Origin of the sequence: Salinispora fenicalii, assembly GCF_000514815.1 — a bacterium.
In the GTDB taxonomy this organism is placed as follows: domain Bacteria; phylum Actinomycetota; class Actinomycetes; order Mycobacteriales; family Micromonosporaceae; genus Micromonospora; species Micromonospora fenicalii.
The window spans coordinates 25,831-39,682 of the sequence record NZ_AZWQ01000010.1; the positions used below are offsets into that span (position 1 = coordinate 25,831).

The window sequence follows — 13,852 nt, forward strand, 5'->3', positions numbered from 1 at the left end:
TGGGAGCGCTCTCACCGGGCCAGGGCAACTCTCCGCCCGCATGTCGGTTACTTGAGCCTTGACATGGAGCTATTGGATTTACCGTGATCACTTGCAGGGTGGGTATGGGTTACGCAGAGTTATGTAACAAAAAGACAACTGTGATCCCCGTCTCTGTTCGACTGTGTCGTCGTACGGCAGAATCTGTCGCATCAGAGCGTGGGCGGCGGGTGCCGGGGAGGGCCCCGCCGCTCATTGCGTCCGGCCTCAAGTGGCACTGGTGTGACTTTTCTCGACCACCGTCGTCCCCTGGTTCACCTTTACCATCGGTAAGGCATGCTGTGCCGAACTCATCACCGCCCGTCGAAGGGGGATCAGGATGCAGTTCGGCCGCTACTACGAGGATTTCGAGGTTGACGCGGTCTACCGGCACTGGCCGGGCAAGACGGTCACGGAGTACGACGACCATCTCTTCTGCCTGCTCACGATGAACCACCACCCGCTCCACCTGGACGCGCACTACGCCGAAACCGCAAGCCAGTTCAAGCGCAACGTCGTGGTCGGCAACTACGTCTACTCCCTGCTGCTCGGCATGTCGGTGCCCGATGTCAGCGGCAAGGCGATCGCGAACCTGGAGATCGAATCCCTGCGCCACGTCGCCCCGACATTCCACGGCGACACGATCTATGGCGAGACCACGGTCCTGGACAAGCGGGAGTCCTCCTCGAAGCCGGACCGCGGCGTGGTCGCTGTCGAGACCCGGGGTTACAACCAGGACGGCACGCTGGTGTGTGTGTTCCGGCGCAAGGTCATGGTGCCGAAGAAGGTGTACGCCGAGGCCGCGGCCGCCGACGGGGTGGATCTGGAGCGGCCGAGTTTCCCCACGCCACGCTGACGCGTTGTCACGCCGGCGGTTCAGGGTGGCTTCCGGCGTGGCTACCCCCTTTAGGGCTGTAACGGATTTATCCGGCACTCCCCGTTTTGCTGGTCTTTTCTCAGTAATTGGGGCTTATGCTGGCGTCGGAGGTTCCCATGAGCCACGCCGTCGCCGGCGAGCCGCCCGCCGCCGCCCACCGTGCCGTGTCGTTGATCGTTGCGCCCTACTCCGCCGCGGAGTGGGATCTGCTCTCCAGCCTGCCCAACTGGACCGTCGTCGTTTCCTTCACCCAAGCGCCGGAGCGGGGGGTCGCCGCCGGGCTGGCGGGCCTCGACGCCGTCGCCGCGGGCCGGTCCTTCGACAGTGACCTGGTTCGCGCGGTGGTGGCCACGATCTATGCCCGGCATGATGGTTCGGCGAGCGCACCACGTGGGTCCCTCGCCGATGCCGCCGAGCTGCTCGCCGTCGCCCGTGCGGCGGCCCGGCTGCTCGAGCGGCGAGCGGACCCGGCTGACTCGGCCGCCTATCGGCAGTGGGTGCAGTCGGTCGCCGCCCGGGTTTGCCGAGCCGGGCCGAGCCCGGGTCGGCCGGTAGCCCGCAGCGACCGCCGGTTCCTTGATCGACTCGGGGACGCCCTGGGGCTGGGCTGAGTGGCACGCCCGGCTGGCCGTACCCTCTAGGACCCGTGACCGGTGAGCAGTTTGAGGTCGGGGTGGGCCCGTGGCAGGGCACCCCGCCGGATGACCCGCGCTACGACCCAGATCTGCTGGCGCACGGCGACCGACGCAACGTCGTTGACCGGTACCGCTACTGGCGGCAGGAAGCCGTCGTCGCGGACCTGGACCAGCGGCGGCACGACTTTCACGTGGCGATCGAGAACTGGCAGCACGATCTGAACATCGGCACCGTGGTCCGCAACGCCAACGCGTTCCTCGCTGCCGAGGTCCATATTGTCGGCCGTCGCCGGTGGAATCGACGCGGCGCGATGGTGACCGACCGCTACCAACATGTGCGGCACCACGAGACGATCGAGGGCTTCGTCGCCTGGGCGGCGGACGCCGGGCTTTCGGTGGTTGGCATCGATAATCTGCCCGGCTGCCGACCGCTGGAGACGGCCACACTGCCCCGAGGGTGCGTGCTGCTCTTTGGTCAGGAGGGCCCGGGTCTCTCCGAACCCGCCCGGGCGGCCTGCGATCAGCTCTTCTCGATTGCCCAGTACGGCTCGACCCGTTCGATCAACGCCGGCGTGGCCAGTGGCATCGCCATGCACGCCTGGATCCGGTCCTACGGCGGGCCAGCGCCGGCCTGAAAGCGGGGCCGTCGCACTCCACTGTGTGGTGTGAGATCACCGATGGATCGAAGCGCGTCGGCCGGTGAAGCTCGGGGATCGTGGCCGTATGCGATAACCTGGCCGGCGAGTGCGGGGTCGTTGCTCGTGGGTCGGTTGCGCGACCTCTCGAAGTGGACGCGCCCCGGGCTCAGGCACGGTGCACCAACTCCGAACCAGTCGGAGGGCTTGACAAGTCCCCCGGAATGTCGGAGAACGGACACTGTGAAATAACTGTACGACATCACGCTGATACTCTGAGTGTCGCTGCGGTAATCGGACCCGGCGCCCGCGCGAGAGGATGGCCCGTCATGGTCAAGAAGGTCCTCACCTGGGCCGGTATCGCATTTCTGATCTTCTTCGTCGCCTACCGGCCGAACTCCGCGGCGGATGTCTTCAAGTCACTCGGCGGCGGCCTCGTGGACATCGCCCAGGGGTTTGGCGAGTTCGTCACCAACATCGTCGCCTAGCCGACGATGGGCAGCCCCTCCGGTCCCCCCTTCGACCCCGACGACCCCGACCGGGAGCGTCGGGAGCGCGACACGGAGTCGATTCCCCGCATCGACCCAGAGGACGGATCCGGCTACGGATCCGGTCCACCCCCGTTCCAGGGTCCCGATCCATATGACGAGGCGAGGCTGGGCGAGGGGCCCGACAGCCGGTCGGGGCGGACCTGGATTCCAGACCCCGAAGCCGAATACCAGCCGCCGCAGATCTCCGAGGATGAGCTCGCCGGCCTACGGGCGGACGCGGCTGGCATGGCGCCGCGCCGGGTCCTGCCGCTAGAGGATGAGCCCAGCTCCCTCGTCGCCCGCTACCTCTTCCCCACCGAGCGGTACCGGGGTGAGTGGAAGCGACACTGGATTCACCTCGCCACACCGCTACTCATCGGCGTCGTCGCCACCTTCGTGCTGGGATACCTCTCCGGCTTCCTCGCCGGGCGGGATGTCGGTGGGCTGACCACTGTGGCGGTACTGGCCTGGTTCGCCGTGATGGGTTGGGTGGCGTGGCGGGTCGCCGACTGGTGGTACGACCGGTTCATCTTGACCAACAAACGGGTGATGGTGGTCAACGGCATCATCACCCGCCGGGTGGCGATGATGCCGTTGGTCCGAGTCACCGACATGAAATACGAGCAGACGCCGGCCGGGCGAGCGCTCAACTACGGCACGTTCGTCCTCGAGTCCGCCGGTCAGGAGCAGGCGCTGCGTGAGATCAAGAACCTGCCCAACCCAAACGAGCTCTACCTGCGTGTCGTCGAGGAGATGTACGAGCCGCAGGCGGTCGAGGCGCGGCTGGGCAAGGAAGCCGACGAGGCGAAGGCCGACGACGGCGCCTGAGAAAGCGCCTGAGGCGGCGCCGGAGCCGTGGGCGGTCTCGTCCCGGGGGGAGGCGGAGCTGGCGTCCGAGGGCCGGTGTGCCCGGGGATCGGTCCGGCTGACCGGACAGCCCAGCCGATAGCGTCGGGCGGTGAGCACTCGGATCGATCTACACGCCCATTCCACCGCCAGCGACGGCACCCTCACCCCCGGTGAGCTGGTCCAAGCGGCGGGAGCCGCCGGCCTCGACGTCATTGCGATCACCGACCACGACACCACAGCCGGCTGGGAGCCGGCGGTCCGGGCACTCCCGGCCGGGCTGCGACTCGTCCGTGGTGCGGAGCTGTCCTGCCGGTGGGAGGGGGAGGATCCCGCCGTGCCACTGCACCTGCTCGCGTACCTCTTCGACCCGGACGACCCGGACCTCACCGCGGCGCTGAGCCGGGTCCGGCACGCCCGGGTCGAACGGGGCGAGCGGATCGTCCGGCTGCTCCAAGCCGACGGTCTAGCGGTGAGTTGGTCGGAGATCCTGGCCACCGCGCGGGGCGGGACGGTCGGCCGGCCGCACATCGCCCAAGCCCTCATCCGGGCCGGCCTGGTCGCGACGACCAGTGAGGCGTTCGGTCCGGACTGGCTGGGCAAGCGATATCGCCTGCCCAAGGAGGACATCGAGGTCTTCGAGGCGGTCCGGTTGGTCCGGGCAGCCGGTGGCGTCCCGGTGTTCGCCCATCCCCGGGCCAGCCGGCGTGGTCGCGTGGTTCCCGACGAACTCATCGCGGACCTCGCCGCCGCCGGTCTGGCCGGGCTGGAGGCCGACCACGAAGACCACACCCCCACCGAGCGGGCGTACGTACGGGCGCTCGCTGCCGACCTGGAGCTGCTGGTAACCGGCGCGTCAGATTTTCACGGCACCCACAAGACGGTTCGGCTGGGCGCCTTTACCACTGACATGGAGAACTACGAGCGGATCGTCGCCGCCGGCGTGACCAGCGTCGCTTCCGGGTGAGGCGACGCGCCGTCCGGTCCGGCGCCGTTAGGTTGATCCAGTGGATATCAAGCTCTTCGGCGAGGTCTTCGTAACCCTGCTCGTGATTGTTGACCCGCCGGGCGTGATGCCCATCTTTCTGGCGCTGACCGGACCGCTGTCGGCCCGGGACCGGCATCGGGCGGCCTGGCAGGCAGTGGCGCTGGCGCTCGGGGTGATCGCGATCTTCGCGGTGGCGGGCTCGACCCTGCTCGACTACCTGCACGTGGACCTGCCCGCACTGCAGGCCGCCGGTGGCCTGCTGCTCGTACTGGTCGCTCTGGAGCTACTGACCGGCAAGGCGGACGACCCCAGCCAGCAAGTCACCTCGAACATCGCGCTGGTGCCGCTGGGCACCCCGCTGCTCGCCGGTCCCGGCGCGATCGTGGCCACGATGCTCTTCATGCAGCAGGCCGATGGTGCGGCCGACATCACCGCGATCGCTGCCGCGATCGTCGCCGTGTTGCTCGCCGTCTGGGTGGTGCTCCGCTTCTCGGGCGGAATCGTCAAAATCTTGCGTCCGGGTGGGATCGAGGTGCTGACCCGGATCGCCGGACTGCTGCTAGCGGCGATCGCGGTCCAGCTGATCGCCGACGCGGTGGCCGCCTTCGTCACCCAGTACACGACCGCGGGCTGACTTAGTCGGGGGTGGATGGCAGGATCGCGGTGTGCGACGAGCTGGCCGACCTTCCACCACCACCCCGCCGCGACCCCGTGCCGCCGAGCCCGAACAGCTCGGCTTCGAGGGCATGCCGGAGCGGCTGTTTGTCTGCACCCCCAGCAAACTCGGCGCCTACGCGGACTGCCCGCGGCGCTACCGCTACTCCTACCTGGACCGTCCCGCCCCGCAAAAGGGGCCGCCCTGGGCGCACAATTCGCTCGGAGCCAGCCTCCACACCGCGTTGAAGAACTGGTACGCGCTCCCCGTTGACCGGCGGCGGTCGGCGGCGCTGGCGACGCTGCTCAAGGGCACCTGGATACGCGACGGCTACCGGGACCACGAGCAGGAGCGGGCCGCGTTCCGAAAGGCGCTGGGCTGGTTTGAGGCGTACGTGGCGACGCTGGACCCGGAGACCGAACCGCTGGGGGTGGAGCGGGTGGTCGCGGTAAAGACCGGGGTGCTGGCGTTCAACGGCCGCGCAGACCGGATCGACTCCCGGGTCGGACCGGCGGGGGCGGAGCTCGCCATCGTGGACTACAAGACCGGCCGGGCTGGGCTGGACACCGACGACGCCCGCGGCTCGCAGGCGCTGGCGCTCTACGCGTACGCGGCGGAGCGGGTCTTCCGCAAGCCGTGTCGTCGGGTGGAGCTACACCACCTGCCGACCGGGACAGTCGCCGCGCATGAGCACAGCCCGGAATCGCTTGCACGGCAGGTGTCCCGGGCTGAGGAGACCGCCCGGGACATCATCGCCGGCGAGCGATCGGTCGCCGCCGGCGATGACCCGGACCAGGCCTTCCCGACCGCTCCGGGGCCGCGCTGCGGCTGGTGTGACTACCGGCGGCACTGTCCGGCCGGTGCGCAGACACCGGGGAAGGATCCGTGGGCCGCCGTGGAGCGGGTGACCGACGGCGGGTGACGCTGGCTGCAGCCGGTTCGCCGTCAGTCCTCGGCGAGGCGGCGGGCTTGGCAGCGGGGGCAGAGGCCCCAGAAGGTCACGTCGGCCTCGTCCACCTCGAAACCGTGGGAGGTGTTCGGGTCGAGGCAGGGGGCGTCGCCGACGGTGCAGTCCACGTCGGCGATCTCGCCGCAGCCCCGACAGACCACGTGGTGGTGATTGTCGCCAACGCGGGCCTCGTAGCGGGCGGGACTGCCGGCTGGCTCGATCCGGCGGGACAGGCCGGCCCGGGACAGCGCGCCGAGCACGTCGTAGACCGCCTGCGTGGAGACCGAGTTGAGGCGTTCCCGGACCCGGTGGGCGATCTCGTCCACCTCCAGGTGGCCCCCGGCGGCGAGCACGTCGAGGACCGCGAGGCGGGGGCGGGTTACCCGCAGCCCCTTCGACCGGAGCAGCTCCTCACCACTGGACATGCGCCAATGACAGCACGCGACAACCGAGAGCGACAACCGAGAGCCGAACTGACGGGGGACCGGACTGATCACGACTGCGTGTAGCTCGAGTGCGGAACCTAGGCGGGTGGGCCGGGTGACCGTAGGCTGGCACGTCCCGTGCGGGCAATCACCGGAGGTGTGCATGTTCAAGGAGTTCATGGGGTTACCCGCCCACGTTCTTGTGGTGCACGCGGTAGTCGTCTTCGTGCCGCTGCTCGCACTGGCGTCGATTGCCTATGTCGCGCTGCCTCGGTTGCGGTCCCGGATCGACTGGGCGCTCGTCCTGCTGGCGGTGACGGCGCCGGCTACCGCATGGGTTGCGGTGCAGTCCGGCGCGGAGCTGACCGATGTCTTCGACGCCCGCGGGCTACAGGGGCCGATCGTCGATCAGATCGCGGAGCACTCTCGGTACGGCGACCTGACCTTCTGGTACGCACTGGCGTTGGCCGTCACCGCCGTCGTGCTGCTTGTGGTGTCCAGCGGCCGTCCCCGGGTGCCGAAGCCGCCGCGTTGGGTGACTCACGTGCTGTCGGTGGCGGTGATCGCGCTCGCCGTGGTCAGTCTCGTCTACGTCGCTCTCACCGGGCACACCGGCGCCGAGGCGGTCTGGGGGAACACCCTTTGACCCTCAGCCCACCAGCCGGAGACAGAACGCGCAGCTGAGCGCCAGCAGAATCACGGCGGCGACCGCCCCGATGCTCCAAGTGAGGTGCTGCGCCCGCTGCTCGGCCAGGTCCAGGGCCGGCAGGTCCTGTCCAGGGAGCTGTCGTGGCGGCGGCGGCTGGAGGCGCAGCGGCGGCTGCCAGTCGGCCGGCGGCGGGACGGTCGGCGGCGGCCCGGTGTATCCGTCGGCGGGAGTCGGCGGCGCTGGTCCGGGCGGAGCAACGGTTGGATTGGGCGGGGCGGGCGGTGCGCCGGTCGGGTCGGGCTTGCCACGCGGCGCGCCAGCGGGGTTGGGAGTGCCGGCTGGGTCAGGCGCGTCGGTCGGGTCGGGCGCGTTGGCCGGAGCGCCGGCACCGGGGGGTCGCCAGAAGTCGTCCGCGGAGCTGCCGGGAGTCGTCACGCCCGCTGAGGCTACCAAGGGGCAGCAGGCGGTGCCGTCTGGTCGCGGACGCGCCGGGCCGAGGTCGGCACGCGCTGGGCTAGGGTTGGCGTTCGTGACCCACCAGGAGCCGGGAAGACCCGTGGTGCGTGCCGAGGACCGGCCGAGCAAGCTGCGCGATGACGGCGGCTCGATGCTGCCGGAGCGGGCTGCCGACGACACCGATCAGGGCTGGGGGGAAGCGACCGGCGGCAACGACGCCTGGTTGCTCGAGCAGCGCCCGCCACACTGGGACTGAGCATTCGTGAGCCGCGTACCCAGTCGGGCAACCCTGCCAGCTCGACCGAGCTGAACCAAAACGATCACGGGTAGCCCCGGCGTGATGACGGTTCCGAGGAAGGACCCGTTTCACGACCAGGGCTGCCCCCGCGATCGACGTGAACGAGCCGGGGCGGGATCGACCCGCCCCATGCTCAGCTGGTGCCGCTGGCCGCAGGGGTCTTCGTGCCGCCGGAGGCGGAGGAGGTGCCCGTGCTCTTTGCGGTTGAGCCGCCCGCTCCAGAACCGTTCGAGGTCGATCCGCTCGACGTCGATCCGCTCGACGTCGATCCGCTCGACGTGGAGTCGCTCGACTTCGATTCGCTCGACGAGCCGGACTCGTTGCTCGCGGCGGCGGGCTTGCTGGCCGTGCTCCCCGAGCCGGAGCCGGAGTCAGTGCGGGAGTCGGTGCGGTAAAACCCCGAGCCTTTGAACACGATGCCGACGGAGTTGAACAGCTTCCGCAACCGCCCCGCACAGGTCGGGCACTCGGTCAGCGGCTCATCGGTGAAAGACTGCACCGCCTCGAGCTGGTGGCCGCACGCGGTGCAGGTGTACTGGTACGTGGGCACGTTCTCCTCCGGAACTGGCACTGTCGGTTGGCACTCGGCATATTCGAGTGCCAATGGTGCGTCATCACCCCCGGGTTCGTCCAGCGGACGTGTGGGGCGCGACACCGGCGCGGGTTCAGCGCGGTGCGGCACCGTCCAGCGTACGCAGGCCGTCGGTCGGGGTGACCACAGCGTGGACCGGACGGTCGTGCGGCTCCGCCGGTAGCGCGTTGACCAGCTCACCATCGTGCAGTGGTACGACGGTCAGGGTGGTCGCCGGGACCCGGGCGAGCGCCCGGTCATACGAGCCGCCACCCCGCCCCAGCCGCACGCCCTGCCGGTCCACCGCCAGCGCCGGCAGCACCACGAGGTCGGCCGTTGCGACCGCGGCCCGGCCGAGCGGGGGCGCGGTCGGCTCCCGCATCCCCCGCCCGGCGACGGCCAGATCGCCGGGCCCGGTCCACGGCGCCCAGTCCAGGTCGAGGTCGGCCCGGAGCACCGGCAGTAGCAGTTCGGCCCCCTCCGGCAGCGCGGCGTGCAGCGCCGTCGGCAGGTCTGCGCCGCCCGGTTCGGTGCCGATCGGCAGGTATGCCGTCATTCGGCGCGGACGCAGTCGGCGTACCAGGTCCACCAGGCCGGCTTGGACCTGCCGGGCGGCGGCGGCCCGCTCGGCGTCGCCGAGCCGCCGACGGTGGGCCAGCAGTCTGGTCCGCGTCGTAAACTTCGCATTGCGGGTCACTTCCCCTCGATCAGAAAAATCTGGCACGCAACACTCCTGACGCAGGATTCATCCGGGGGTGACTCTGTGTCAGCATCGCAAGCATCGGCCGGCGAAGTCCCGGGGGGACCGAGTGACACTACGGGCACGCGTAACCGCAGCCTTCCTCACGGTGGTGCTCGGCCCGGTGCTGGTCGGGGCTTACTTCGTGGGGTCGGCCGTGACCACCATCGATCGAAGTCGGTCCGCCGACCGGCTCGCGGTTGCCGCGACCGCCGTCCAAACCGCGGTTGACACGCTCTGCCAGCAGCTGCGGGCCGCGGCGGAGGTGGTCGCCCTCGCCGCCGATCGGGCGGTCGCTGCGGGGCAGGTGGTTGATCGGGGTCTCGCCGCCGCCGTGCGGGTCACCGACGTGGGGGGGCAGGTACTCCACGCCACCACACCGCTGCCCGCCGCGCCCTGGCGGGACTGCGCGGCCCGTACCCCGGCCCCCGCTTCGCCCGGTGCGCTGGCCGTCCGGGTGGACCTGCGAGACGCCACCGGAGTCGCCCGGGGTGCGGTCACCGCCGCGCAGCCGGTCGATCCCGCGTTCGTGGCGCGGCTAGCGGTGCTCACCGGGGCGGCGGTCACCCTGCTCGACGGCTCAGGTATGGGCAGCCCGCGCCAGCACACCACCGAGTCGGCGGGAGGACGCGAGGCGGTACTCGGCGCCGTCGGTGGATTGGACGGTGAGCAGGTGGTGGGCACCGCCGACGGTCGGTACGTGCGGCGGGTCGGCCCGTCCGCCGGGCAGCCGCTGTCGCTGGTGCTCTCCGTTCCGAGCGACCGGCCCCCCAGCCTGTACGCCGCTCTGGTCGCCGCCGTGCTGTTGGCCGTGCTGTTGGCGGTTGTCGTCGCCGGGCGGCTGGCCCGGGTCACCAGTCGACCCTTGGTTGAACTGGCGGGGGCGGTGGACCGAGTGGCCCGGGGTGACCTGACCGCGCGGGTGCCCGTACGCGGCCGGGACGAGATCGGGCGGCTGGCCGGAGCGTTCAACCGGATGGCTCGGGAGACCGGGACCTACGTCGCCGCGCTCACCAGCAGCCGGGACCAGCTGCGCGGACACTTGGAGGTGCTGGGGGACACCCTGGCCAGCACCCATGACTTGCAGCGCATCCTGCGGGTCATCCTGCACAGTGCAATTGCGGCGACCGGGGCCCGCGCGGGAGCGGTACTCATCGTCGACTCGGCTGGACTCCTGGTCGCGCAGGCCACCGAAGGGCTCGAGGTGCCGGCCGGTGGGCCGGGGCCGATCCAGGTGCCGCTGGGCGACCTGGTGGGCGCGGTTACGGTCAGCGGCGAGGCTCGCCGTGGCCGGGTGGAGCCGTCCGTAGCACCGCCGGGGGAGCCCCCCTGCCGGACGTACATCGCGGTGCCCTTCGCGGCTCCACGGGACGGCGGCGCCGTGCGGGCTGACGGCCCGTCCCCCCGCGCGGGTGGCCCGCCGGACGGTGCGGCGCCGGCGACATTCGGCGTGCTCGTCCTCTACGACCGGCTCGGTGGGGAGGAATTCGACGACGATGACCTGGGTACGCTGCGCACCTTCGCCGGCCACGCCGCGGTGGCGGTGGACAACGTCCGGGTGCACGAGGAGACCCAGCGGCTGTCGCTGACCGATCCGCTCACCGGTCTCTGGAACTACCGCTACCTGCGCCAGTCGCTTCGCCGCGAGGTGGAACGGGCCACCCGGTTCGGCCGAATGCTCAGCGTCCTCGCTCTCGACCTGGACCGTTTCAAACACGTCAACGACACCCACGGGCACGCCGCCGGGGACCGGGTGCTGATCGAGTTCGCCCGGCGGATCTGCGGTGAGATCCGGGAGGTCGACCTCGCCTTCCGGCTGGGGGGAGAGGAGTTCGTGGTGCTGCTCCCGGAGACCGACGCCGTGGGTGCGGCCATCGTCGCGGAGCGGCTCGGTGCAGCGGTACGGGACACCCCCGTCGCCGTCGGTGGGTTCGCTGCCCCGGTCCTGGTGTCGGTGACTGTCTCTATTGGTATCGCTGTCCACCCCGACCACGGCGGCACCGGACAGGAAGTGCTCAATGCTGCTGACGAAGCGTTGTACGCGGCGAAAGCCAGCGGCCGCGACACCTGCCGGGTCGCCGGGGCGGCGAAGGCGGCTGCGTCCGTGCTGCCGGTGCCGGCTGGCTCGGACGAGAGACCGTCCCGAGCCGACGCGCGACGCGAGGCGCCGGCGCATCCCGGTGCCGGGAACAGGTCGGAGACCGAGCTGGCGCCGGGGTCCGGGGCAGGCACTCCCCATGGCCCGACTTCCGGTCCTCACCCGCCACGGCAGAGCCGTGGCCGATAGTCTCGCGGCATGTCGGAGTACTCAGCGAACCCTCCATCGACGGCTACCGCGGCCGGCGGTCCCCGCGCGGTCAAGGCGGTCATTCCGGCCGCCGGGCTTGCCACCCGCTTCCTGCCTGCCACCAAAGCGGTGCCCAAGGAACTGCTCCCCGTGGTTGACCGGCCGGTGTTGCAGTACATCGTTGAGGAGGCCACCCAGGCCGGGATCACCGACGTCCTGCTGATCACCGGGCGGGGCAAGACCTCCATGGTTGATCACTTCGATCGCCGCCCCGACCTGGAAGAACGGCTCGCGAAGAAGCCGGAGCTGCTGGCCGCGGTCAAGCGGACCGAGGACCTGGCCGCCATCTACACCTGCCGGCAGCCGGAGCAGCTCGGGCTCGGCCACGCCGTCGGCTACGCCGAGTCCCACATCGGAGACCAGCCCTTCGCGGTGCTGCTTGGGGACGAGTTCGTGAAGCCGACCGAGCCGCTGCTGCCGGCCATGTTGGAGCTACAGGCCCGTACGGGCGGGATCGTGCTGGCCTTCTTCGAGGTCGAGCCCGACCAGACCACCCGCTACGGCATCGCCTCGGTGGCTTCAGCCGAGGCGGAGTTCGCCGACATCGGCGACGTGGTCCGGGTGACCGGCATGGTGGAGAAGCCGAAGCCGGAGGAGGCCCCCAGCAATCTCGCCGTGTTGGGCCGCTACGTCCTTCCTGGTCGCATCTTCGACGCGATCCGCCGGACCGGTCCGGGCAGCGGCGGCGAGATCCAACTGACCGATGCGATGGAGATCCTGCGCGCCGAGGGGGTACCGGTGCACGCCATCGTCTACCGGGGTACCCGGTACGACACCGGCATGCCGTTGGGCTATCTCCAGACCGTCGTGCAGATCGCCGCAGAACGCGACGACCTCGGCGCTGAGTTCCGTAAGTGGCTCGCCGACTTTGTTAGCGCGGGCGCCTCGGGTGGTCCGCGTACATGACCGCGACGGCCGACGCCGAGGCGGCCGTGAACGAGTTGACGCCGCTCGCCGACTACCTGGGCAGTGTGCTGCGCAGGTTGCGTGCGCTGCCGCCACTCGACCTCGACCTCACCCGGGCGTACGGCAACGTCCTCGCTGAGGATGTCGTCGCGACGCACTCCGTTCCGGCCTTTGACCAGGCGGCCGTGGACGGGTACGCGGCGTGCTGGGAGGACATCGCCGCCGGTGGCCGGGGTGTCGGCTACCTGCCGGCCCAGGCCGGCTCGCCGGGCGGGCGGGTCGTGCAGCTTAACGTCGTCGGTGACCTGGGCGCCGCGAGTTGGCGCCCGGTCCGGCTCACCCCGGGGGCCTGCTTCTCGGTGGCCGCCGGGGCGCCGTTGCCGATCGGCGCGGACGTGGTGGTTCCCGTCGAGTGGACCGACCAGGGCATGGCCTCGGTGGAGATCCACCGAGTACCGAAGCGGGGGTACAGCGTCCGCAAGGCCGGCGAGGAAGTCCCGGCCGGCACGTTGCTCGCCCGGGCCGGTACCTACGTCTCGCCGGCGCTGGTCGCCGTACTCGCCGCTACCGGAATCGGCCATGTGGTGGTCCGGCCCAGCCCGCGCGTGGTGGTCATGGCGACCGGTGACGAACTCGTCGAGGTGGGGCGGGGCAGCCAACCCGGCCAGGTGGTGGACGTGAACTCGCACGCGTTGACTGCGGCGGCCGCGGAGGCCGGTGCGCTCGCGTATCGGGTGGGCATCTGTGACGACGACCCGGAGGGGCTACGTGGGCTGCTGGAGGATCAGACCCTGCGGGCCGATCTGATCATCACTACCGGCGGCACCGGCACCGGGCCGGGCGACATGGTCCGTCGGATTCTCTCCCGTCGGGAGGGGAACCGGACCGGACCGGTGGCCTTCACCGAGGTGGCGCTCTACCCCGGCACCGCGCTTGGGTTCGGCACGGTTGGCCCGGAGGAGGTGCCGGTGGTCTGCCTGCCCGGCGATCCGGGGGCCGCGCTGATCGGCTTCGAGGTACTGGCCCGACCGGTGATCAATGTGCTGGCTGGCGCGGAGCCGGTCTTTCGCCCCGGCGTTCGGGCGCACCTGCTGGAGACGATCTCCTCGCCGGCCGGGTTGCGTGAGTTTCGGCCGGCGCAGGTCGCGGAACGGCGCGGCGGCGGCTACACCGTCCAACCGCTGCGTGGTGGGTCGCTGGCCCTGTCCGGGTTGGCCGAGGCGAACGGGTTGTTGGTGCTCGGTGAGCGGGTGACCACCGCCGCGGCGGGTTCCACCGTGGACGTTCTGCTACTGGACCGCCGTCGGTGAGGATGCTTGCCCCGGCCG

17 protein-coding genes and 2 pseudogenes are annotated in these 13,852 nt (G+C 70.5%); 15 read left to right on the top strand and 4 right to left on the bottom strand.

All coding sequences use genetic code 11. The features are described 5' to 3' along the window. The first annotated feature begins 358 nt into the window (after positions 1-358). The 9 genes and pseudogenes from B116_RS0103215 (at position 359) to B116_RS0103250 (ending at position 6,106) form a co-directional block, all read left to right on the top strand. On the top strand, positions 359-874 hold the full coding sequence (locus B116_RS0103215) for a MaoC family dehydratase (RefSeq protein WP_018721304.1): 516 nt from the start codon (positions 359-361) through the stop codon (positions 872-874). Between the two features lie 116 nt (positions 875-990). Further along, on the top strand, positions 991-1,506 hold the full coding sequence (locus tag B116_RS0103220) for a hypothetical protein (RefSeq protein WP_018721303.1): 516 nt from the start codon (positions 991-993) through the stop codon (positions 1,504-1,506). A gap of 35 nt (positions 1,507-1,541) precedes the next feature. Beyond that, entirely contained in the window at positions 1,542-2,165 is a 624-nt protein-coding gene (locus B116_RS0103225) for a TrmH family RNA methyltransferase (protein WP_018721302.1), read from the top strand. 15 nt (positions 2,166-2,180) lie between these two features. Next, positions 2,181-2,417: pseudogene (locus B116_RS28060) on the top strand (DUF6758 family protein); the annotation flags it as partial. Between the two features lie 77 nt (positions 2,418-2,494). After that, positions 2,495-2,653, top strand: a complete 159-nt coding sequence (locus B116_RS27755) for a hypothetical protein (RefSeq protein ID WP_018218449.1) — start codon at positions 2,495-2,497, stop codon at positions 2,651-2,653. 6 nt (positions 2,654-2,659) lie between these two features. Continuing rightward, the gene (locus tag B116_RS0103235; RefSeq protein ID WP_018721301.1) at positions 2,660-3,523 is read left to right on the top strand and encodes a PH domain-containing protein; all 864 of its coding nucleotides are present in this window, start codon (positions 2,660-2,662) and stop codon (positions 3,521-3,523) included. A gap of 130 nt (positions 3,524-3,653) precedes the next feature. Then, positions 3,654-4,508: a PHP domain-containing protein gene (locus tag B116_RS0103240; protein ID WP_027659193.1), complete on the top strand. Its 855-nt coding sequence runs from the start codon at positions 3,654-3,656 to the stop codon at positions 4,506-4,508. A gap of 40 nt (positions 4,509-4,548) precedes the next feature. Beyond that, entirely contained in the window at positions 4,549-5,163 is a 615-nt protein-coding gene (locus B116_RS0103245) for a MarC family protein (protein WP_027659194.1), read from the top strand. Positions 5,164-5,194: 31 nt separating this feature from the next. Then, positions 5,195-6,106, top strand: a complete 912-nt coding sequence (locus B116_RS0103250) for a RecB family exonuclease (RefSeq protein ID WP_018721298.1) — start codon at positions 5,195-5,197, stop codon at positions 6,104-6,106. A gap of 23 nt (positions 6,107-6,129) precedes the next feature. Here the strand turns inward: B116_RS0103250 and B116_RS0103255 are convergent, their stop codons facing one another. Then, on the bottom strand, positions 6,130-6,558 hold the full coding sequence (locus B116_RS0103255; protein ID WP_018721297.1) for a Fur family transcriptional regulator: 429 nt from the start codon (positions 6,556-6,558) through the stop codon (positions 6,130-6,132). A gap of 163 nt (positions 6,559-6,721) precedes the next feature. On the opposite strand from B116_RS0103255, the gene B116_RS0103260 reads away from it, so the two are divergent. After that, positions 6,722-7,204: a DUF2231 domain-containing protein gene (locus B116_RS0103260; protein ID WP_027659195.1), complete on the top strand. Its 483-nt coding sequence runs from the start codon at positions 6,722-6,724 to the stop codon at positions 7,202-7,204. A 3-nt stretch (positions 7,205-7,207) separates the two neighbouring features. On the opposite strand, the gene B116_RS0103265 is transcribed toward B116_RS0103260, so the two are convergent. Then, positions 7,208-7,642: a hypothetical protein gene (locus tag B116_RS0103265; protein WP_027659196.1), complete on the bottom strand. Its 435-nt coding sequence runs from the start codon at positions 7,640-7,642 to the stop codon at positions 7,208-7,210. 94 nt (positions 7,643-7,736) lie between these two features. Between B116_RS0103265 and B116_RS0103270 the strand changes: the two genes are divergently transcribed. Both B116_RS0103270 and B116_RS28065 read left to right on the top strand, forming a co-directional pair. Continuing rightward, the gene (locus B116_RS0103270) at positions 7,737-7,919 is read left to right on the top strand and encodes a hypothetical protein (protein ID WP_027659197.1); all 183 of its coding nucleotides are present in this window, start codon (positions 7,737-7,739) and stop codon (positions 7,917-7,919) included. 158 nt (positions 7,920-8,077) lie between these two features. Next, complete coding sequence (locus tag B116_RS28065) at positions 8,078-8,356, top strand: hypothetical protein (RefSeq protein ID WP_027659198.1); 279 nt, start codon at positions 8,078-8,080, stop codon at positions 8,354-8,356. 14 nt (positions 8,357-8,370) lie between these two features. On the opposite strand, the pseudogene B116_RS28070 reads toward B116_RS28065, so the two are convergent. Next, a pseudogene (locus B116_RS28070) lies at positions 8,371-8,736 on the bottom strand (FmdB family zinc ribbon protein); the annotation flags it as partial. Further along, positions 8,627-9,256: a 5-formyltetrahydrofolate cyclo-ligase gene (locus B116_RS0103285; protein WP_033667264.1), complete on the bottom strand. Its 630-nt coding sequence runs from the start codon at positions 9,254-9,256 to the stop codon at positions 8,627-8,629. The gene B116_RS0103285 and the pseudogene B116_RS28070, both read right to left, overlap by 110 nt. Before the next feature lie 124 nt (positions 9,257-9,380). Between B116_RS0103285 and B116_RS0103290 the strand changes: the two genes are divergently transcribed. The 3 genes from B116_RS0103290 to B116_RS0103300 are packed head-to-tail and all read left to right on the top strand — an operon-like array spanning position 9,381 to position 13,834. Further along, complete coding sequence (locus tag B116_RS0103290; protein ID WP_155255715.1) at positions 9,381-11,558, top strand: GGDEF domain-containing protein; 2,178 nt, start codon at positions 9,381-9,383, stop codon at positions 11,556-11,558. Between the two features lie 9 nt (positions 11,559-11,567). After that, entirely contained in the window at positions 11,568-12,524 is a 957-nt protein-coding gene (locus B116_RS0103295; protein WP_018721290.1) for a UTP--glucose-1-phosphate uridylyltransferase, read from the top strand. Beyond that, a complete protein-coding gene (locus B116_RS0103300) occupies positions 12,521-13,834 on the top strand; it encodes a molybdopterin molybdotransferase MoeA (RefSeq protein WP_027659201.1) in 1,314 nt (437 codons plus the stop codon). The genes B116_RS0103295 and B116_RS0103300 overlap by 4 nt, the downstream gene beginning before the upstream one ends. Positions 13,835-13,852 lie beyond the last annotated feature (18 nt).

Bases quoted from the DNA above. Each gene is read 5' to 3' on its own strand.
- B116_RS0103300 (WP_027659201.1), top strand. From the start codon at position 12,521: ATGACCGCGACGGCCGACGCCGAGGCGGCCGTGAACGAGTTGACGCCG.
- B116_RS0103220 (WP_018721303.1), top strand. From the start codon at position 991: ATGCTGGCGTCGGAGGTTCCCATGAGCCACGCCGTCGCCGGCGAGCCG.
- B116_RS0103295 (WP_018721290.1), top strand. From the start codon at position 11,568: ATGTCGGAGTACTCAGCGAACCCTCCATCGACGGCTACCGCGGCCGGC.
- B116_RS0103235 (WP_018721301.1), top strand. From the start codon at position 2,660: ATGGGCAGCCCCTCCGGTCCCCCCTTCGACCCCGACGACCCCGACCGG.
- B116_RS0103260 (WP_027659195.1), top strand. From the start codon at position 6,722: ATGTTCAAGGAGTTCATGGGGTTACCCGCCCACGTTCTTGTGGTGCAC.
- B116_RS0103255 (WP_018721297.1), bottom strand. From the start codon at position 6,558: ATGTCCAGTGGTGAGGAGCTGCTCCGGTCGAAGGGGCTGCGGGTAACC.
- B116_RS27755 (WP_018218449.1), top strand. From the start codon at position 2,495: ATGGTCAAGAAGGTCCTCACCTGGGCCGGTATCGCATTTCTGATCTTC.
- B116_RS0103215 (WP_018721304.1), top strand. From the start codon at position 359: ATGCAGTTCGGCCGCTACTACGAGGATTTCGAGGTTGACGCGGTCTAC.